The 19,867-nt window shown below is 40.8% G+C and carries 21 protein-coding genes; 7 read left to right on the forward strand and 14 right to left on the reverse strand.

Features of this window, described 5'->3' with window-relative positions:
• Positions 1-12 precede the first annotated feature (12 nt).
• Genes PSPO_RS14170 through PSPO_RS14180 form a run of 3 tightly spaced genes read right to left on the reverse strand, consistent with a single transcriptional unit; the run spans position 13 to position 1,846 of the window.
• The gene (locus tag PSPO_RS14170; RefSeq protein WP_010561378.1) at positions 13-315 is read right to left on the reverse strand and encodes an AzlD domain-containing protein; all 303 of its coding nucleotides are present in this window, start codon (positions 313-315) and stop codon (positions 13-15) included.
• Positions 309-995, reverse strand: coding sequence for an AzlC family ABC transporter permease (locus PSPO_RS14175; RefSeq protein WP_010561377.1), 687 nt, complete (start codon positions 993-995; stop codon positions 309-311). Before PSPO_RS14175 ends, PSPO_RS14170 begins: the two co-directional genes overlap by 7 nt.
• A gap of 26 nt (positions 996-1,021) precedes the next feature.
• Positions 1,022-1,846, reverse strand: a complete 825-nt coding sequence (locus PSPO_RS14180; RefSeq protein WP_010561376.1) for an AraC family transcriptional regulator — start codon at positions 1,844-1,846, stop codon at positions 1,022-1,024.
• A gap of 219 nt (positions 1,847-2,065) precedes the next feature.
• Between PSPO_RS14180 and PSPO_RS14185 the strand changes: the two genes are divergently transcribed.
• Positions 2,066-2,719 carry a cytochrome b/b6 domain-containing protein gene (locus PSPO_RS14185; RefSeq protein ID WP_010561375.1) on the forward strand — a complete coding sequence of 218 codons (654 nt, stop codon included), beginning with the start codon at positions 2,066-2,068 and terminating at the stop codon, positions 2,717-2,719.
• Positions 2,720-2,789: 70 nt separating this feature from the next.
• On the opposite strand, the gene PSPO_RS14190 is transcribed toward PSPO_RS14185, so the two are convergent.
• On the reverse strand, positions 2,790-3,239 hold the full coding sequence (locus PSPO_RS14190) for a c-type cytochrome (protein ID WP_010561374.1): 450 nt from the start codon (positions 3,237-3,239) through the stop codon (positions 2,790-2,792).
• A gap of 118 nt (positions 3,240-3,357) precedes the next feature.
• Positions 3,358-3,855, reverse strand: coding sequence for a TlpA family protein disulfide reductase (locus tag PSPO_RS14195; RefSeq protein WP_010561373.1), 498 nt, complete (start codon positions 3,853-3,855; stop codon positions 3,358-3,360).
• A 91-nt stretch (positions 3,856-3,946) separates the two neighbouring features.
• On the opposite strand from PSPO_RS14195, the gene PSPO_RS14200 reads away from it, so the two are divergent.
• Positions 3,947-4,369, forward strand: a complete 423-nt coding sequence (locus tag PSPO_RS14200) for a YqaA family protein (RefSeq protein ID WP_010561372.1) — start codon at positions 3,947-3,949, stop codon at positions 4,367-4,369.
• On the opposite strand, the gene folX is transcribed toward PSPO_RS14200, so the two are convergent.
• From folX to folM, 3 genes are read right to left on the reverse strand one after another with little or no spacing between them, the layout of a single operon-like run.
• Entirely contained in the window at positions 4,366-4,728 is a 363-nt protein-coding gene (gene folX, locus PSPO_RS14205; protein ID WP_010561371.1) for a dihydroneopterin triphosphate 2'-epimerase, read from the reverse strand. The genes PSPO_RS14200 and folX overlap by 4 nt on opposite strands.
• Positions 4,729-4,730: 2 nt before the next feature.
• Entirely contained in the window at positions 4,731-5,285 is a 555-nt protein-coding gene (folE, locus tag PSPO_RS14210; RefSeq protein WP_010561370.1) for a GTP cyclohydrolase I FolE, read from the reverse strand.
• Between the two features lie 9 nt (positions 5,286-5,294).
• The gene (folM, locus tag PSPO_RS14215) at positions 5,295-6,002 is read right to left on the reverse strand and encodes a dihydromonapterin reductase (RefSeq protein WP_010561369.1); all 708 of its coding nucleotides are present in this window, start codon (positions 6,000-6,002) and stop codon (positions 5,295-5,297) included.
• A 453-nt stretch (positions 6,003-6,455) separates the two neighbouring features.
• On the opposite strand from folM, the gene PSPO_RS14220 reads away from it, so the two are divergent.
• Positions 6,456-7,238 carry a sulfite exporter TauE/SafE family protein gene (locus PSPO_RS14220; RefSeq protein ID WP_233430439.1) on the forward strand — a complete coding sequence of 261 codons (783 nt, stop codon included), beginning with the start codon at positions 6,456-6,458 and terminating at the stop codon, positions 7,236-7,238.
• Positions 7,239-7,249: 11 nt separating this feature from the next.
• Here the strand turns inward: PSPO_RS14220 and PSPO_RS14225 are convergent, their stop codons facing one another.
• The 4 genes from PSPO_RS14225 to PSPO_RS14240 form a co-directional block, all read right to left on the reverse strand.
• Positions 7,250-7,450 (reverse strand): hypothetical protein, encoded by a 201-nt coding sequence (locus PSPO_RS14225; RefSeq protein WP_010561367.1) that lies wholly within the window; start codon positions 7,448-7,450, stop codon positions 7,250-7,252.
• Between the two features lie 9 nt (positions 7,451-7,459).
• Positions 7,460-8,491: a GGDEF domain-containing protein gene (locus PSPO_RS14230; RefSeq protein ID WP_010561366.1), complete on the reverse strand. Its 1,032-nt coding sequence runs from the start codon at positions 8,489-8,491 to the stop codon at positions 7,460-7,462.
• Positions 8,492-8,657: 166 nt separating this feature from the next.
• Positions 8,658-11,786, reverse strand: coding sequence for an efflux RND transporter permease subunit (locus PSPO_RS14235; RefSeq protein ID WP_010561365.1), 3,129 nt, complete (start codon positions 11,784-11,786; stop codon positions 8,658-8,660).
• Between the two features lie 9 nt (positions 11,787-11,795).
• Positions 11,796-12,944: an efflux RND transporter periplasmic adaptor subunit gene (locus PSPO_RS14240; RefSeq protein WP_010561364.1), complete on the reverse strand. Its 1,149-nt coding sequence runs from the start codon at positions 12,942-12,944 to the stop codon at positions 11,796-11,798.
• A gap of 186 nt (positions 12,945-13,130) precedes the next feature.
• On the opposite strand from PSPO_RS14240, the gene PSPO_RS14245 reads away from it, so the two are divergent.
• Positions 13,131-14,405 carry a Xaa-Pro dipeptidase gene (locus PSPO_RS14245; protein ID WP_010561363.1) on the forward strand — a complete coding sequence of 425 codons (1,275 nt, stop codon included), beginning with the start codon at positions 13,131-13,133 and terminating at the stop codon, positions 14,403-14,405.
• A 23-nt stretch (positions 14,406-14,428) separates the two neighbouring features.
• Here the strand turns inward: PSPO_RS14245 and PSPO_RS14250 are convergent, their stop codons facing one another.
• Positions 14,429-15,421, reverse strand: coding sequence for a GlxA family transcriptional regulator (locus tag PSPO_RS14250; RefSeq protein ID WP_010561362.1), 993 nt, complete (start codon positions 15,419-15,421; stop codon positions 14,429-14,431).
• A 99-nt stretch (positions 15,422-15,520) separates the two neighbouring features.
• Between PSPO_RS14250 and PSPO_RS14255 the strand changes: the two genes are divergently transcribed.
• The gene (locus PSPO_RS14255) at positions 15,521-15,934 is read left to right on the forward strand and encodes an MAPEG family protein (RefSeq protein WP_010561361.1); all 414 of its coding nucleotides are present in this window, start codon (positions 15,521-15,523) and stop codon (positions 15,932-15,934) included.
• 66 nt (positions 15,935-16,000) lie between these two features.
• Here PSPO_RS14255 and PSPO_RS14260 read toward each other — a convergent pair whose 3' ends face one another.
• Positions 16,001-16,744, reverse strand: coding sequence for a helix-turn-helix domain-containing protein (locus PSPO_RS14260; RefSeq protein ID WP_010561360.1), 744 nt, complete (start codon positions 16,742-16,744; stop codon positions 16,001-16,003).
• A 187-nt stretch (positions 16,745-16,931) separates the two neighbouring features.
• Here PSPO_RS14260 and PSPO_RS14265 point away from each other — a divergent pair, with 187 nt between their 5' ends.
• Positions 16,932-17,891 (forward strand): ABC transporter substrate-binding protein, encoded by a 960-nt coding sequence (locus tag PSPO_RS14265; RefSeq protein ID WP_010561359.1) that lies wholly within the window; start codon positions 16,932-16,934, stop codon positions 17,889-17,891.
• On the forward strand, positions 17,884-19,764 hold the full coding sequence (locus PSPO_RS14270) for an ATP-binding protein (protein WP_010561358.1): 1,881 nt from the start codon (positions 17,884-17,886) through the stop codon (positions 19,762-19,764). Before PSPO_RS14265 ends, PSPO_RS14270 begins: the two co-directional genes overlap by 8 nt.
• Positions 19,765-19,867: the final 103 nt, after the last annotated feature.

Consider the following 19,867-nt stretch of genomic DNA (forward strand, 5'->3'; position numbering starts at 1 on the left):
GCTGTAAAGCAGTTAGAGTTTCAGTAAAAAGAACACCACTAAACTCACCACGGTAGTGACATATAAATTCTTAAAGCGATATGCCAGTAAAACGGCAACACCTGCTGCTATTAAATACGGATTATCGAGCGAAATAGCCAACTCCCCCTTTTGCACAAATACAATCGGTACCCAAATCGCGGTAAGTACACAGGGCGCGCTAAAACTTAAAAAACGCTGCATTTTAGGCCCAATGCTAAAGGGTAAACGCTTAGATAAAAATAAAAAACGCGTTGTGAACGTGACGCATGCCATCAAAAAAATAATCTCTAGCATTTTGCACCTCGTCTGCTTTCAAGCACATAACCCACACTCATGCCCAGCAGCGCCGCGAAAATAAGTCCAAGTTCAAATTGCCACAGTTTAAAAATAACAATACTGACAGCCGAGGTTAAACACGCTATTAAAACTGGCCAATTGTTGATGCTTGGGATCACCAAAGCGATAAAAATTGAGGCGATCGCAAAGTCTAACCCAAGTTGAGTAAGGTCCGGCAGTAATGCCCCTGCTACAACACCTATGAGCGTCCAAATATTCCAAGCGATATAAAAGCTGCTGCCCGCAACTAAGGCGTAAACTAACCTTACTTTACCTTGATATGCCCTATGGTGATGTGAAAAAGCAAAAAGCTCATCCGTTAGTAAAAAACCCAAGCCTAAACGCCATTTAAGCGGCTTATCAATTAAACGATGGCGCACACTTAAGCCATACAAAAAGTGGCGAGCGCTTATAATAAAAGTAGTGACTAAAATGGTGATAAGTGAGGCGTTACCAGCAATTAATTCTATTGCAACCAGTTGCGCAGAACCGGCAAAAACCAATAGTGACATTAGCTGTGCCTCAAGCGGACTAAAACCCGATTGCACTGCCAGTGAGCCGCATAAAATACCCCATGGGATCACCGCTAGATTGAGTGGGAGCATATCCCAAAACCCTTTAGCAATTGCTGTTTTCATTTAATTCTCGTTGATTGACCAGTAATTTATGAGGCTTGGTAAAGTACTGCCTTGCTGTACTGTTTAGGGGTTAACCCCATATTCTTCTTAAAATATCGATGAAAGTGACTTTGGTCATAAAAACCAACAGATAATGCCACTTCATTAATCGCAAGCCCCGAGCGTAGCATTTGCTTGGCACGATTTATACGAAATTGCGTTTGATAAACATGCGGTGTCATACCTGTTTCAGCCTTAAACTGTCGAATAAAGTGAAACGGACTCATATGAGCAATCGCGGCAAGTTCGGTCAAACTTATATTATCGAAATAATAATCGCGCAAATAATCAAGCGCAGTGTTTAGTTGTGGTTTGCGTGATAGCCCTTTTAAATTAAAAGCACTTTTATTATGGCGAGCAATTAAATTAATTAATAATTGATACAATGCTGACTGCTTTGCCAATACACTTTTCTCAGTCGCTAATAAATCGAAGGTTAACGCCATTTGCTGTGCTAACACGGGGTCGAACACTACCGCTTGTTCAAAATAGGGCGCGCCTAGTTTTGCTTTACCAATATCATCCGTTAGCCCTTCAAATAACTCTGGGGTTGGATACATAGCACGGTAACCCCAGCCATGCTCAGTCGCAGTTTGGCCATTATGCACTTGGTCTGCATTAACTAAGATAATACTGCTTGCTGGCGCAACATGATTTTCACCACTGCGAAAAAACCGCTGTGCACCATTTTCAATTAGCCCTATGGTATAGCCTTCATGGCTATGGCGTGCGAAATTCTGCTGCTTATACTGCGCTTTAAGTACTTCGAGTCCATTTAAATCCTGATGATATTGAAAGACTGTTTTTTCCATGAACGCTTCTCAAAAATAAAGGGAGCAAAATATTTACACGATCAGTATAGCCAAGCGGTTTATTTAAAATTGTACAAAATTGCTCAATAGCATTTTTTATGATGTTTAACGTATTTGCTTACCGTATTTATCTGATTTATGGCAACATAGTAATACTTCAATTTGGGTCTAACGACCTTACATATTGATTTATTTTTATAACACGCTTTAGGGGCCAAAATGCAAAAAACACAAGTATGGGATGGATTTATCCGTTTTTTCCATTGGAGCATGGTCGCATTGGTTGCAACACTTTACTATTCGGCTGAAAACAGCCTTATGGAAGTGCACTTTGTCGCAGGCTTCACACTATTAGCACTATTAGCAACACGTATTATTTGGGGCATTATCGGCAGTGATACTGCAAAGTTATCGGCATTACTGCATTCACCCAAAAGCACTATTGCAGCGTTCAAAGGGCAACAACAACCTAAACCAGGGCACAACGCAGCTGGTAGTTATATGGTGATCGCGTTTCTTATATTACTTATTTCGCAAGCCGTTACGGGTTTAATGACCACAGACGATATAATGTATGATGGCCCGTTAGTGGCTATGGTAAGCAGTGATCTTTCTTCGCTTGCTGGCAGCTTACACCACAAAATTTTTGACTTAATCTTGATTGCTATCACACTGCATATTGCAGCTATTGTTATTTATAAACTAAAAGGAAAAGCACTTGTGCCGCCTATGATTACAGGCAAAACAGCAGAAAGTTATGAACAAAGTGTCAAAATGAAGAGTGGATGGCTAGGTTTTGCGATTTTTGCAGTGCTTGCCACGGCTATTCTCTACGTTTGGGGCGCTGAGTCAATTAGTACATTGATAGGCTAAACTAACAACAAGTAACCACATTAAAAAAGGTCAGCATATGCTGACCTTTTTTTGCGATTAACTTAAGCAATTAATCTTTGAAAGACTTGTGACAATCTTTACAGCCTTTTGCCCAAGCGCCAAATGCTGGCTTAATTACTTTTGGGTCACCTGACTGTGCAGCAACTGCTAGTTTATCTGCATAATCAGCAAACGCATTTGCTTTTTGCATAAACGTTTCATTGTCTGACCATACAGCTGCTAATGCAGACGTATCGCCTTTATCTGTGCCCGCGTAAAACGCTTCCCAAGGCATTTTTGATAATGCTGCAGCATTGTTAGCACGCATTTGGAAAGTTTCCGCGTTAAATTCAACTTTACCTTTCAACATATCGCCCATATTTGCGATTTGCGTACGAATTAACTGAAACGCTTGTTGACGGTATTCGATAGCATCCTCTGCTTCTTTGAATGCAGGGTTAGCGTTTGCAAGTGCTGGTGCAGCAATTGCAGCTGCAAGAACTAATGTTCTTAATTTCATAGTTTGCCCCTAATATTATTAACTTACCAATTATTACAGCATCCCATTCAATGCTGCAACTGGAAACGACCAATCCGCGAATTTACGCGTTATAAGATTTAAATGGTGTATTCTTTTGTTACCAAAGCACTTTTTCAATGGTGTTTGGCGCTTCACCAATCAAGGTCGAAACCACGCGATTTTGCTTATCTAACAAAATAATACGTGGCACACCCGCGTTGGCAAATTGACTATAAATTTTACGTTCTGGATCAGCCACCATGGTGAAGTTAGTTGCAAACTTTTCTGAAAAGTTCACTAAGCTTTGCGTATCTTCTTCTCGACCAATCGCAATAATCTGCAGATCAGGGTCTGCGATAAGTGGCGATGCCATTAACTGTTTAACAAACCGCTGCGAATCACTGCACCAAGTGGCGAAAAGTAACACTAACTTGCGCTTGTCTTCGGCTAATTCAACCGTCTCACCTTTCATATCGTTAAATTGTGAGATAGGAAAAGATTCCCCTTGAGTAATATAGGTTTCGTAATTCGGTTTCTGGTAGGTGGTTTGATTTTTTGGCGTTTGCGCACAACCTGCTAGCGTTCCTAGCAACATCAGAGGTAATAGGTATTTCATTTATATTCCATATAATTATTTACGCTGGACTCAGTGTTAAAAATTTAGCATCATGCGTCAAGCTATCACTGAGTAATATTTAAGTCCTTGTTTGAGCTACCTATCACTATTTTTTACCGCATTTATTGCTGCAACACTACTTCCCACAGCCTCTGAAGGCATGCTTGCTTATCTCACCCAGCAACAATACAACATTGCTTTGCTGTGGTTTAGTGCAACATTGGGCAACACTTTAGGTAGCTGCGTTAATTGGTGGTTAGGAAAGGAGCTCAATCGCTTTAAAGATAGAAAGTGGTTTGCAGTATCTGAGCAACAACTAGAAAAAGCACAGCAAAGCTTTAATCGTTACGGCAGAGCCAGTTTATTATTAGCTTGGCTGCCCATTGTGGGCGATCCACTAACCTTTGTTGCTGGCATTATGCGGGTGCCGTTTTCTATTTTCGTATTGCTTGTAGCTATTGGAAAAGCACTGCGATACGCCATAGTTATCGCTATGGCGCTACAGTTTTTTTAGCTTGGCTTTTGCCATGCAAGCGTAAGCGATACCGAATCTGCAAAGCGCAATGCATGTGGCTTATCGATAGACACTTTGGCAAATGTCACACTTGAATGGCGATGACACTCTTCCAGTACATCAGCTACCAATTTTTCAAGCAGCAAAAAGTGGCCGTTTTCCACCAGCTCAATCACTGCTTTGGTGATGTCTTTATAGTTTACCGCTTGGTCTACTTGATCGGTAACACAGGCCATATCGGCCGGATAATGCACTTCAATATTAATCACTACATCTTGCTTTTTTTCACGCTCTTCAGGGTTAAAGCCAATGTAAGTGCGCAGGCGTAAATTCGTTATATTTATAATCGCATTGAGCATAGTTACCCCTTAACTAACTGCAAGAATTCATTGCGTGTTTTTGGATCTTCACGGAAGTTACCCAACATCACAGACGTACGCATTTTGGAGTTTTGTTTCTCTACACCGCGCATCATCATGCACATGTGTTTGGCCTCAACAATAACACCCACACCTTTCGCGTTGGTAACTTGTTGCACCGCTTCAGCAATTTGATGTGTAAGCTGTTCTTGAATTTGAAAGCGGCGTGCAAACATATCAACAATACGCGCAAACTTTGATAAACCAAGTACTTTACCATCGGGAATATAGGCAATATGACAACGACCAACAAAAGGTAATAAATGATGCTCACACATAGAATACAGCTCAATATCTTGTATCAACACCATGTCGTCGGCATCTGAGGTAAACACTGCATTGTTGGTAATTTCGTCAAGCGTTTGGCGATAACCTTTTGTTAGGTACTCCATTGCCTTGGCAGCTCGTTTTGGCGTATCAAGCAGGCCTTCGCGCTCAGGATTTTCGCCAACCGCTTCAATAATTTGTCGGTAGTTTTCAGCTAGTTTCTTTTCCATTGTTCTGTCCTATTTTAGGTGGCGACCACCATCGAGTTGCAATGTGCGTCCTGTCATATAATTGCTGTTTAGAATCATTTCGATACCATTAATAACTTCTGCCGTGCCGGGTTCTAACGCCATAATCGATTTTTTCAGGGTTTTTGCACGGTAAGCATCGTCATCATGGTCATTAAAAATAATTAATGACGGCGCAATCGAATTTACTTTCACTTTTGGCGCTAGCTTGGCAGAAAATGAACGCGTTAAATTATCAAGTGCCGCTTTACTCGCGGCATAAGCAATATGCTTTGGGCTACCTTTTTCAACAACGTAATCAGTAATATGGATAATATCACTGTGTTCGTCGCAGCTATTTTGTAATAAAGGCATAAGTGCTAAGTTTAATAAATAAGGCACTTTTGCATGAATATTCATCATGTTATCAAATAAACTATTAAAGTCTGGGTTCTTGCTTTCGCAATCCCAACTTGATGCATTATGAATAATCGCACTGAGTTCGTTAGTGTAGCTTTTAACTTGTTCTACCAACTTTTCTACGGCATCACTTTGCTCAAAGTCACATGCTAAACAAATAGCGCCAAGCTCCAACAACTCATTTACTGACGCATGTTTAGTGCGATAAGTAATAATCAGTTTGTCGCCTTTATTTAAAAAATGCTTTGCTAAATCAAGGCCAATACGCTGCGCTGCGCCGGTAATTAATATTGTTGCCATATAGTTTTAATAAATTATCGTTGAGGTTTTATGTTTCTAATTTAACTATAAACCTAACTTCTTGATTTATTAAGTGGTTAAGCAAATTAAACTAAATTACACCGAGATTTATACTGTTTTTCACGACGCTTAGATCTGTAATGTGCCTTTTATTGGTTGCTTGCTTCAGTAAATTCATTTTTGTAGCAGCTTGATAGGGTTTTATAAAAAGCAAAAGCTGCGTGCCATATTCTATGTAAGTCAGCCTATAGCACACGCAAAGGTAACGCTGTAATTATTTACCTTGTCTTTGTATCAAATACTTTGCTATTTTGTAAACAATTAGAAATGACAGCGCTGTCCATGAATTTTAAAAACCGAAGCTACCGTCAATACATTCCCCTTTTATTTTTAGCTAGTACTTATATTTGCTGGCTATTCATGCAGGGAATTAACAGTGCATTGGCTAATTTTATGTCGCAAATTAGTATTGCGATTACTATGGCATTCGGGTCATTTGTTGCTGGCGGTACAGCGCTTGGCGGCGGTGCTGTGGCTTTTCCAGTCATGACAAAAGTGCTGGCCATTGAACCTGCTACTGCGAAAGTATTTTCACTCGCTATTCAGAGCTTTGGGATGACAGCTGCCAGTCTCACCATTATATTTAGCGGCATCAAATATTACCGTTCGGTTGTATTGCTTGCGCTTTTTGGCGCATTACCCGGCGTCGCTATCAGCTTGTTGTTTATTGCTGACCTTCTGCCTAGATTGATCACAAAATCACTGTTTAGCGTTTTTTTATTAGTCTTTGCCGTCACCCTGCTTCGTGCTCATTGGAAAGGTAAACAGCAGTTAGATATAGACTTCGGCTGTAAAAAGAAAAATGCGTTAGTGGTATTTGTGGCGTTGTTAGGAGGTATCGTCAGCGGCTTAATTGGCTCAGGGGCAGATATCGCTATTTTTGCCTTGCTAATGCTGCATTTTAAAGCTGATTTAAAGGTCGCGACTGCCACGTCAGTCATCATTATGGCGGTAACATCAGTATTTGCTAGCGTTATAAATTTCTTATATTTAAACGCGATAACCGCGCCAATATCTCAATATGTATTGGCGGCGATTCCGGTTGTTGTGGTAGGCGCACCTCTTGGCGCATACTGCTGCGCAAAAGTACCTAAATCCGTGTTATTAAGCTTTTTGCTACTGCTCATTGGTCTTGAAGTTGCCTTTACCTTGTATGAAATAATTGGCAATTTATAAAACTCTTCAGGTTACTCAGGTAAACGTTCAGAGCTGTGTATTTGGTCGTCAAATAGTACGTCATTATCGGCAACATCTAATCCCATACAATCGCGCAACGCTTCAAAACAATCTATGTTGGCTTGCGCCCACATAATATCATCAGCCGTCACTTTAAGACGTCCTTCGCTTTGCGCTCTTTGCATTGCTAACATTTCAATTAACGTTGTCATCGTTGTTCCTTAAGCAACAATAATGCAGTTTCTACCTGATTCTTTCGCTTTATACAGTGCTTTATCTGCACGTTCGAGAAGCATTTCACACGATTCACCATCAAACTCGGCTACACCAAAACTGGCTGAAATACTGCGTAATGATTTGCCTGTTTTATTGTCTTTTAACGCCAAACGTTCAATATCGACACGAATTTTTTCTAAATAATTAACCGCTGAGCGCTTGTCTTTAAACTGGCTCAAAATACAAAACTCTTCACCACCATAGCGATACGCAGCATTAAGTTCATCGGCGTGTTTTTTTAATCTTTCAGCAACCACTTTTAGTACGAGGTCGCCTTTTTGATGACCGAAATCATCGTTAAATTGTTTAAAATTATCGATATCCACAATGGTTAAATAGAGCTTTAAAACACTGTGGTGACTGTTACACAATAAGTCGAGATCTTCATCGAATGACTTACGATTATTAAGGCCAGTTAAACCATCTTTCGATGCCGCTTTTTTCGATTCATTGAGCTCACTGCGCAGTTTGGAAATCTCTTGATATGCAGCACGTAATTGCTGCTGAAAACGCTCGGTTGTATGCTGCATGCTTTTTGATTCTTCCGACAGCTTATTAACTAACTCTAAAATATCCCGTTCTGATGCGTCTTCTTTTGAAAAGTCGCTCAGTTCTTGATTACATGAATTCAAAATTTCACTAAAATCACTGGCTGAATTTAAGGTTTGCCCAACGTTCTTTTCAACCTCAGCAACAACTGCATTAATGTCTTCAGCAACTGAATCAAACAGCTCAAGATCTTTGTCTGATAAAAACTCTTCAAATAAATCCCGTGACAATGCAGGCGGGCAAGTACCAAAGGTTCTTAACGCAGAATCGAGCTTTTGATTTAACTTGGGATGGTTACCAGATACATAGCTATACCATAGCGCATAATTTGCTGGGGTAACCGCAATATTGTACTTAACCATTAACGGCACAGCTTTGCGTAAACACTCCGCTGAGTGAGATAAGGTATTTTTCAAACGAAACTCCACTTTATAATCCTTATGCGTTCCGTAGCTATCATTCGTGTACGATTTTTAGCCGCAATATAAGTGTTCTTAAAAAGTGTAGTCGAGGAAAATTGAATTGCTAAAAACTATTCAGATTTATAGGGATTTAAAGCAATTAAAAAAGCCCTAATAAATAGGGCTTTTTCTGTTAATTTTGCAAGCTGGTTTTCCTTCCGAAAAGGCTGGTGATTTTATTCCATAACCAAATAAACCCATTGCCAAGATCTTGTAAGATAAGGTACATACATGGCACTAGCACTAGTGTTACCAATGTGGCAAACAGCACCGAGAAGCCAAGAGCAACTGCCATTGGGATAACAAAGCGCGCTTGTAAGCTGGTTTCAAACATAATTGGCAATACCCCAACAAACGTGGTGATTGAGGTCAGTGTAATTGCGCGAAAACGTGCACACCCCGCTTTTGTTACCGCCTCTTTTATCGATGCGCCTTGCGCTCGCATTTGGTTAACAAAATCGGTCATAACTAGGGAGTCATTAATAACCACCCCAGCTGCAGCAATAAGACCAAAGGTCGACATCAATGAAATATCTAAACCAAACGAGAAATGTCCCCAAATTGCTCCCACCATACTAAATGGAATCACCGACATAATAATTAACGGCTGGAAATAACTCTTCAGTGGCACTGCCAGCAAAATATAAACAATAAACATACCAGCTACGAAAAACAGTTTCTGCTCATTGGCCTGCGCTTGCTGCTCTTCAATGGAACCGCCAAGCTCAGATTTTACGGTTGGGAACTGCTCTTTAAGTTGTGGAAGTAATTCATCTTTAACCGATTTAACAACTGCATCGGGCTCAACCACTTCTTCATCAATCGCGCCCCAAATATACACACTACGATAACCCCCTTCACGGCGAATATAACTAATGCCCGGCTTTTCAACTAAATCCACAACATCACCTAACATAACTTCTTTGCCGCTAGGTGTTGTGATAACGGTATATTTAAGTGACGAGTACGCTTCGCGTGTTAATTTAGGATAACGCACCATTACCCGCACTTCTTCGCCATTACGAATGACTCGCTGCGCTTCGCCACCATAAAAACTTGCGCCTACCTGATTAGCAATATTGGCAAGATTAAGCCCTAGATCGTACGCAACAGGCTTTAAGCTGATTTGCACTTCTTTACTGGCAGGGTCGATTGTCGAGCTAATATCAAACAGACCTTTTTGTTGTTGCAACATGGCAATAAACTGACGACCTGCAGCATTTAAAGTATCGATATCTGGGCCAAATAACAGATAACCAAATTCGCCATCATTACCGCCACCGTTTACATCATCTTGAATATTAATTGATTTAAGTCCCGGAATTTCGGGTAATGCTTCACGCCAACGACGCGACAGTTCAAAGGTGTTATATGGTCTTAATTCTTCATCAACCAAAGGAACAACAAGTTGGCCTTCGGTACGACCTTGGTTAAACACCAACATATCGCGGATCATTGTTTGTCCGGTATTTGCTTGGGTTTCTTTATCTATTTGAGTGATCACAGCTTCAATTGTTTGCAGCGCTGAAATCGTTTGCATATCTGAAACGTTATCGTTCATTTCAATACGAATTGTTGGGAAGTCATGTGGCACTTTTGGCGTTGGTACAACGCGCACATAGTTGCCTGCTAGCAAACCGACACTAATCATTAGTAACGCAACAAAAACGGCAAATACAGCGTAGCGCCATTCTACACACTTAATAACAAAACGCTGATAAGGGCCATTTACAAAGCCAAAAAAGCGCTTGTTAAACTTGGCTCTAAAGCCATCTGTTTTTACTTCACTAAAATGAGTGTGCGCCAAGTGGGCAGGTAAAATTAGCTTAGATTCAATCAAGCTAAAGATTAAACACAAAATAGAAACTGCAGCGATGCTAACAAAAAATGCACTTTCAGGTCCACTTGATAGCGTAAACGGCGCAAACACCGCAATGGTGGTTAGTACACCAAAAGTCGCTGGTGTCGCTACCCGCTGCGCACCACGCACCACACTTGTTACGCCGGGGCCGGACCGTTCAATTTCACTGTAGGCACTTTCGCCAATTACAATGGCATCATCAACCACAATACCCAGCACCATAATAAAGGCGAAAAGCGATACAATATTAATGCTTACGCCGACCATCGGCATCATCATCATGGCACCCAAGAAGCACACTGGCAGACCCACCATCACCCAAAGTGCCAATTTAAAGCGTAAGAATAGAGTTAGCATTAAGGCTACTAAAATCGCACCTTGAAATAGGTTTTTCAGCATCATATCGAGACGCGCATTGAGGTAATATGTCATATCAACAATGCTTTCAAGCTGCACGCCAGGTGGCAGTGTTTTATTGCGCTCTTCAATATAGCGGTTTACCGATTCCGCAACTGGAATCATATTCTGATCTTTCGTTGCTTTTACCGACAAAGAAATCGCATTGGCACCCGACATTTGGAAATAGCGTTCACCTTCAACAAATTGGTCTTTAATTTCCGCAATATCACCGAGCAATACTTTTGCGCCATTGTTGCCCACCTTTACGGGGATTTGACGGAATTCATCGCCTTTATAAAACTGATTTTCCACACGCACAGAAATAATGCCCGAGTCGGTTTTCAGTTGGCCTGCTGAAATGTTGGCAGAATAGCGACGAATCGCATCACTTACTTGGCTTAAGGTGAGATTATATTTACGCAGCTGATCGGGTTGAATTTCAACCGCTATTTCATCGTCTGGCGTGCTTAAGTTAACCAGTGAGACATTTTTTAATTGCAGCAATTCCGTCTCTACCTGACGTGCAATTGGTTTTAACTGAGTGAGCGGTAAATCCCCAACTAACGCCATATTAATAACATCTTGCTGAAATTCGATTTGTGACACAGTCACTGGCTCCATACCCGCGGGAAAAGTGGCAATACCATCCACTCGCAGTTTTACTTTATCGAGTACTTCCGCAAGATTTTTATCGGGATCGATTTCTAACGTTACGCTACCGCCATTACGGAACGCACGTGAAATACTCTTTTCAATTTCAGTAATGTCTTTAATCGATTCTTCAATTTTTATTAAAATACCTTCTTCTATTTCTTGCGGGGATGCACCGGGGTAGTTAGCACTAACCGTAATGTAGTTAATTTCGATGCTCGGAAACATTTGTCGCTGAATAGTCGCGTAGCTCACAATACCCATTAAAATAATGAAAAACATCATTAAGTTGGCGGCTACGGAGTTATTAGCAAAAAAAGCAATTAACCCTGTTTGTTGGTTATTTTTCATGGTGTGTCCTTACTTTAGCGCTTCGCTTGATTGACTCGCCGCAAGTTTTACAGCCATGCCTTCTTGAGGATACTCAGGGAGCGTAAGCACCAACTTATCGTTATTTGTAAGGCCCTTATCAATCAAAAAGAAAGCACCTTCGCTGCGTAACACATTTACTTCTTTGGCCTTTAATTTTTGCGCTTCATCAACCACCCATACAGTGCGGTTATTAACAAGCTCCTGTGGCAATTTAAATACTTGTGATAATTGCTGACCGCTAAATGAGACTTCGACATATTTACCAAATTTTAAGTGGCTTCCGCGGCTTTTAAGATTATAAGGATCATCAACCTGAACCACGATGTGAGTCATTCGAGTCGCGCTGTCTATTACGCCTAAATCGCGCACGATCTTGCCTTGACGAACAAACCCGTTAACACCTTTGTAAGCAATGTTTACCGGCGTTTCAGCGAGTGGTGATGGTAAAAACAAGCTGTCAAAGCCCGCGATCGGAACTATGATTTCAGCGGCTTCAATGTTATTTAACAGGGCTACTTGAGCCCCTTTATTAACAAATTGCCCCACGCCGATATCACGTGAAATAATTAACGCATCATAGGGTGCTTTCACCTCACAATCTGCAAGTTCTCGTTGCGCGCGCATTAATGCTGCCTGTGCCGATTTTACTTGGGCTTGTGCACTTAATACTTGTGGTTTTCGTAAGAATAAATCGGTGCGAGGCTTGTTAGGAAAACGTTTTGCTTCATCTTCAGCGACTTGTGCCTTAGCTTGCTCTTCGATTAATGCAGCTTGTGCACTCGTAAGCGCCGCTTCCGCTTGCAGTAATGCCGCTTGGTAGTTGTCTTTTTCAATAGTGAATAACACTTCACCGCGTTTCACTAAGCCGCCCGCAACAAAATTTTTATGCCACGATATCACTTCACCTGACACCTGCGCCGCCAAGCGTGTTGTTTCAAGTGGCTTCACCTCGCCAAAGCTGGTTAGTACTACTTGATGCTCTATTGCTTTTAACGCCGTAACACTCACTGTAGGTCGTGTATCAACAGGCTTCTTTTCGCCATCATCGGCGGCACTTGCTTTGATCAAATTAAAACCTAAAGCTCCGATAATAAAAATACCGATTGGTACTAAAATTTTGACGAGTAACGCTTTCATTTATTATTCCTGTTGATTTTATGCACGCTAAATATAACCCAATTTTGTCGTTTATTTTAGCCTATATCTATGATGTTACGTTTCTTTTTACACTGTGGATTTTAAACTTGGTTAATTATCGAGTTTTTCTTCACTAATGCCAGCGGCTGTGGGATAACAAATAAAAATCAGCAGGAGTTTGTAATTATGTTTAAACGTACACTTATTGCGTTAGCAGCGCTCAGTAGCTTTTCAGCTGTGGCAGAGCAGCTTGTATTAAACGCCGATGCGGCACTTGATATCAATACAGGCACATTAATTAAACCAGCCACACTGGTCATTGAAGATAATAAAATTGTGAGCCTTAGCAAAAGCAATCGCAAAGCTTACGCACCTGATGCCAAAGTAATGGAACTAAAAGGCTACACATTATTGCCAGGGCTTTTTGATATGCATGTGCATTTAACAAGTGACGCCCAAGTACACGGTTACAAACGCCTGCAACGCACTACGCAACGTTCTGCAATTACCGGAGTGCGTAATGCAAAACGTACATTAGAGGCCGGTTTTACATCGGTACGTAACTTAGGCGCACCAGGTTACGCCGATATCGCGCTAAAAGATGCAATTAGAGATGGCGATGTACCCGGTCCTCGTATTTTTGCGGCTGGGCCAAGCCTAGGCGTTACTGGCGGGCACTGTGACAATAATTTATTAACCCATGAACATGCAGTGACAAGTCAAGGTGTTGCCGATGGCCCTTGGGCAGTGCGAGCAAAAGTGCGTGAAAACATCAAATACGGCGCTGATGTTATTAAATTTTGCGCTACCGGTGGCGTGCTATCAAAAGGCACCAAAGTGGGTGCACAACAGTATTCACAAGAAGAAATGACAGCGATTGTTGATGAAGCTCATTTACGCGGCCTAACGGTAGCAGCGCACGCCCATGGTACCGATGGTATTAAATCGGCAATTAAAGCAGGTGTTAACTCGGTTGAGCATGTCAGCTTTGTGGATGATGAGGCAATCCAGTTAGCGCTTGAAAAAGGCACTTACTTCTCGATGGATATCTACAATACTGAATATATTCTTAGCGAGGGCAAAAAAGCCGGCATTCTAGAAGAAAGTTTGAATAAAGAACGTAAAGTAGGGTCGCGCCAGCGTGCGAGTTTCGCTAAAGCGGTAAAAGCGGGGGTGAATATGGTGTTTGCATCTGACGCTGGTGTATATCCTCACGGTGACAACGGTCACCAATTTAGCCGCATGGTGAAATTTGGCATGACTGAGTTACAAGCGCTACAGGCGGCAACCATTAATGCCGCAACGTTACTTAAACAACAAAACTCTCTTGGTTCATTAGATGCTGGGAAGTTTGCCGATGTGATCGCGGTAAAAGGCAACCCTCTTGAGAACATCAGTACAATGGAACAGGTTGATCTTGTTATAAAAGACGGCAAAGTTGAAGTTAATTTAATGAAATAAAAAAGGGGCACTTGCCCCTTTTTTTACAATTCAAAAAACTCTTTATTTCTGCGGTACTCGCCCATACCAACGCCTTTATGTTTAATAAATAATTTACGAAACGCGGCATCATCTTGATAACCTAAACCCAACGCAATTTGCTGTGCCGTTTTATTGGTTGTTTTTAACAAACCACACGCGCGTTCAATGCGTGCAATTTGTACATACTGCATGGGCGCAACGCCTAACAGCTTTTTGAATCGACGAGTTAATGTGCGCTCACTAATATTAAGCTTATACGCCATAGTTGATACATCGATACTGCTATCCAAGTGATCGCAGATCCACTGCTCTAACTTTCGCATTTCCGCATCTTGGTGTTCAGGTAAATCATTTAACGCAAAAAATGCGCTTTGTTTTACCTGTTCCGTGTCTATCAATAAATATCGAGCAACTGTATCGGCAATATCTTTACCTAAATAATGACGCACTAAATACCAAGTTAATAACAAGAAACTCGAAGTTGCACCACAAGTTAAAAACTTACCATCAAGTCGCAACATTTCACTCGTATCGAGTTTACAACCCTTTATATGACGCTGAAAAAAACTATCTAGCCACCAGCTAGCGGTAATTTTTTTATCAGCCAGTAAGCCTGTGTGCGCCAGCAGCGGAACAGCAGTGCACCCAGACATTACCAATTCAGCATTTTCTGCGAGCTTAACAATATGCGGATGAAACGGCTTTAGGCTTTTGCATAGCTGCCAGAGATCCTGATCGCTGCGGTATTGGCTGCCAGGCCAAATCACCACATCAAATTCACTGGTTTCTTCAAGCCATACATCCGCTTTAAACACTAATCCTTGGCTCGATTCTACGTATTTTTTATCAACGCCAATTAGTTGCCAACTAAAGGCATCTGCATTTGCGCCAGTGCGTTTTTTGTAAACACCATTCGCCACATTGAGTACATCAATTACACCTGTAACTGCGGTTGCCATCACTCCTTGATTAACCAATATACCAATTTTATGCATGTCTTTAATTAACCTTTTTTAGTCAGTTAAGACACGTTATAACAAGCTTTTTAGCAATACACTAGGTCTTATCGTGTTTACTTTAGGAGAAAAAGACACATGATTTGGATATACGGCCCTATTTTGGCACAGCTAGTTCTGACCTTTTATTTACTGATCCGTGCAGCAACAAAGCGCATTATCGCAGTGCGTAAAAAACAGCTCAATTATAAAACAGTACAAAATATTAATTACAGCGAAATGCCGCAAGATATTTTGTTAGCAGGGCGCAGCTATGACAATCAGTTTCAACAGCCAGTTTTATTTATTATTCTATTAGGCTTTTTATCGTTTCATTCTATTGAAACGCTCATTTGGATGATTGCTGCTTGGAGTTATGTTGCGCTACGGTTTTGGCATGCATTTGAGCATATCTCTGCACGCAATTTAAAAAGGCGTACATATGCATTTGGCATCAGCTCATTATTACTTATGGCAATGTGGATGACGTTTTTATTAACTCAGTTGTTCTGAGCTAAAACGTTAAAGCACTTAATTGGCCATTAAGTGCTTTAACATGATCGGCTTACTTGATTACCCCTAGTTCAGTTTAAATAATCGCCTTTCTAATACAAAACCCATAATGCCTGATGCAAATAGCAGTACGCCAAGCACTTGCAACCATGAATTAATTGGGCGGCGAATCTTTTTACTCATTAAGTTATCAAGCTTATAAATGCGTCTGCCCCCTGCGACAGTCTCGGTAAAGCTTGGGCCTTTATACTCTGGTGTCATTTGCACTAATGTAACGCGACGTTTTGCCATTTCTAAGCTTAAGGATTTTTGTTTTTTCTGCCTTTGTAATGCCGACAACTCCTCACCTGTATTTAAATAATACCTTTCCCAACGCGAAAATATATCCGCTGGTTCATCGTCTTTCACCACACCAATCGATTCATAGTGATACACATACTCATTAAAAATAAGTTTGCTGTAACCAATAAAAAACAGGGTCGAGGCCAACACGATGCTTATGCTAGCAGCCAATAAAAAGTTGCGCCTTTGCGTAAATTGATTTTGTGATTTTTGCGCAATAAGCTGCTCTATGTCGGGTATTTGCTTTAGCCGTGCCATGTCTTTTTGCACTAATTCGTCTGTTACAAAGTCACTCAGTGACACCTGAAACGCAGCGAGTATTTTCCGCAAAATGTCATTCGATGGGAGCGATTTATCATTTTCTAACTTTGATAAATACGATTGTTCAATACCGGCTTCAGCTGCTAATTCGGGTTGGCTTAACCCTTTTTCTTGTCTTAATTGTTTTAACTTTTCGCCTAATGTCATTGTATATTCCTTAATTCGTTAATTGTCCGTCGCTGGCCAGCAAACACACTTATTCTTGGCTAGTCATTGGAAAATAAACAGCTGAATATTTTAGAATATTGAAGAATTTCATATTTTTACTTTGATTTATACCACTTACCATAAGGTTTTCTATACTAAATAAAAAAGCGTTAGGCGAAGACAAATAATGAAACCAATCCATCTAATACTAGTTATTTTTACCAGCTTGCTATTAAGCTCATGCTCTCAGCCTCATAATCCAAAAATCAAACTGGCAATCAATCCATGGCCAGGTTACGAGTTTTTATATTTAGCGAATGAAAAAGGTCTATTTAAACAAGCGGGATTAGATATAGAAATCATTGAAGCACCGTCATTGGCTGAAGTAAAACGCTTTTTCCGACAAGGCAAAGCAAATGCCATGACCAGTACCATGATCGAAGCTGTATCATTAGCTGCGCAGCATAAAAAGCCGATATCAATTGTATTAGTAACGGATTACTCAAACGGCGGTGATATGATTTTAGCAAAGTCGGACATTAGCGAACTTAGCCAAATTAAAAGTAAACGTGTAGGTGTTGAGCTTGGTTCGCTAGGTTCATTCTTTTTGCATCAAGCTCTGGCGAAGCACGACTTGGCACTTAATGACATTGAAATGCTAAACATTGAGCAGCTTGATGCGCCAGATGCATTTGATAAAGATATTATCGACGCCTACGTAACCTACCCTCCCTATTCCAACTTACTATTAAATGAATTTGAGTTACAAAAGGTGTTTGATTCGCGTGAAATACCTAAAACGATTTTAGATGTGGTAACGGTTTCAAGCGAGCTAGTTGAACAAAACCCTGAGTGGATAAAACGCTTTCATAGCGCATGGCAAGCAGCTCTTGATTACGCGAAGCAGAACCCTATTGAAGCAAACAATATTATGGCTAAACGCGAAGGTATTAGTGCAGATGAATTTGCCGCAGCTTTTCAGGATTTAAAGGTGTTATCCGCAAATGAGCAACGAGAGATACTCTCGCCAAAAGGCTTATCGCAAAACATGCAGCAAGTGTGTACTGTGCTTAATGAAACAAATAGTATAAATTTTGAGTGCAACGCGCTCTCGCAGTTTTTATCTATAGGGAAATTAAGTGACTGAAGGCTTAACGCTCGGAAAGCGAATAACTTTACTGCTCAGCATTATCTATATCACCGTGTTGGCGGGGCTAGTATTGTTTAATAAACACAATGCAACCCAACTTTCTAAAGCAATGATGAAGCATGAAGCCGAGTTAATTATTGAAAGCATTGTTGTTGCCACAGCCAATCGCATTAGCAGCGCAAACTTTAAACGCGTTACAAGTGCAATCGGTGCAAACGATGCAGTAGATCATGTACTTATTGCCAAAGCAGATTCAGGGGTTATTTTAGCAAGCAACCAAGCAGAATTAATTGGCGAATCGTTTACCTCTTCTCATTTTCGCTTTAGCCAACTACTCGATAACCTAAACTTTAACCAAGCACCCGATTACTTTTATTTTGATAACCAGCTTATTTATTTAGCCAGCTTTGAAGCGGTATCGGAAGACCGCCGCGCACTTGAAGATCTCATTGTTATTTTGGTTATAAACACCAAACAATTAGGCAACTATATCGCGCTATCTAACCAATATATTTTCTTCGCTGCCCTACTTGGCTTTTCAATCACTATGGCACTAAGTATTTATGTAATTCGTTCCCAAGCAATTGTGCCGCTATATCAATTGTTGAACTCTATCCGCGCGGGCATTAAATCTCGTAAACCAAAAAAAGTATCGGTTCAACGCAGCGATGAAATTGGCGAACTAGTCAATGCATACAACGACTTGCTCGATAATTTGCTAACCAAGCAGGCCGAATTAAAGAAAGAAACCGAAAAGAGCCAATTGGCTGCGCAAGCTAAGTCAGATTTCCTCGCCGTAATGAGTCACGAAATTCGCACGCCGCTAAACGGTGTACTCGGCACAGCAACACTTCTTGCCAAAACATCAATGACCGAACAACAACAGCAACAACTTGATGTAATCACCAGCTCGGGGCAGCAATTGCTCGCAACCATTAATGATATTTTAGATATCTCAAAAATAGAAGCAGGCAAACTTGTACTGCATCCCGTGCCGTGTGAAATAAACCAAATGCTAAAAAACGTTGTCGATATGTTTAATGCATCTGCGATGGAAAAAGACGTTAGTATTATCGCAAATTATACTAATCAAACATCTTATGTGGCACTTGATGATGTGCGCGTAAAACAGGTATTAATCAACTTAATTAGTAATGCGATTAAATTCACTGAGCAAGGCACTGTGTCGGTGTCGGTAGAATTAACCGCAACGGGACAAGGCAAATATTTACTCACAATCACGATTGTTGATACCGGCATAGGTTTAAGCGAAGCGCAAATTGATTCCTTATTCACTAAGTTTGTTCAAGCAGATGCCAGTACAACCCGCAAATATGGCGGCACTGGACTCGGTTTAGCCATTTGTAATGCGCTAGTAAAACAAATGAATGGCGCAATTGAAGTTGCCAGTAAACTTGGTCAAGGATCACGTTTTGTTGTGACCTTACCGTGCGATGAAGTTGAAAAACCAGAGCTAAACCTAGACGCCACACACAATATTGAAAAAGTCGTCGATGCAGCTATTTTACTAGTAGACGATGTACCGCTAAACCAACATATCGCAAAAGCGATGCTTGCTGAACATACTGTCACTACAGCAAATAATGGTCTTGAAGCCGTTGCGAAAGCAAAAGAGCATCAATTTGATATTATTTTAATGGACTGCTTAATGCCTGAATTAGATGGCTTTGATGCCACTAAGCAAATACGCCAATTTGATACAAATACCCCCATTATTGCGTTAACAGCCAGCAATCAGAGTGAAACCAAAGATAAATGCTTAGCCTCTGGTATGAATGACTTTTTATCTAAACCTTTGGTTGAAAAAGACTTACTCAATATGATCAATCAATGGGCGAATCGCCCATAAACCAAGTTAAATAAATCCAGTAATCACCGAATATCGCCTTTAAACACTTTTAAGCTCATCGTTTTTAATTTTTGCTTAGTCTAGCCTTAACGAATTAAGGAGG

Source organism: Pseudoalteromonas spongiae UST010723-006 (assembly GCF_000238255.3).
In the GTDB taxonomy this organism is placed as follows: Bacteria; Pseudomonadota; Gammaproteobacteria; order Enterobacterales; family Alteromonadaceae; genus Pseudoalteromonas; species Pseudoalteromonas spongiae.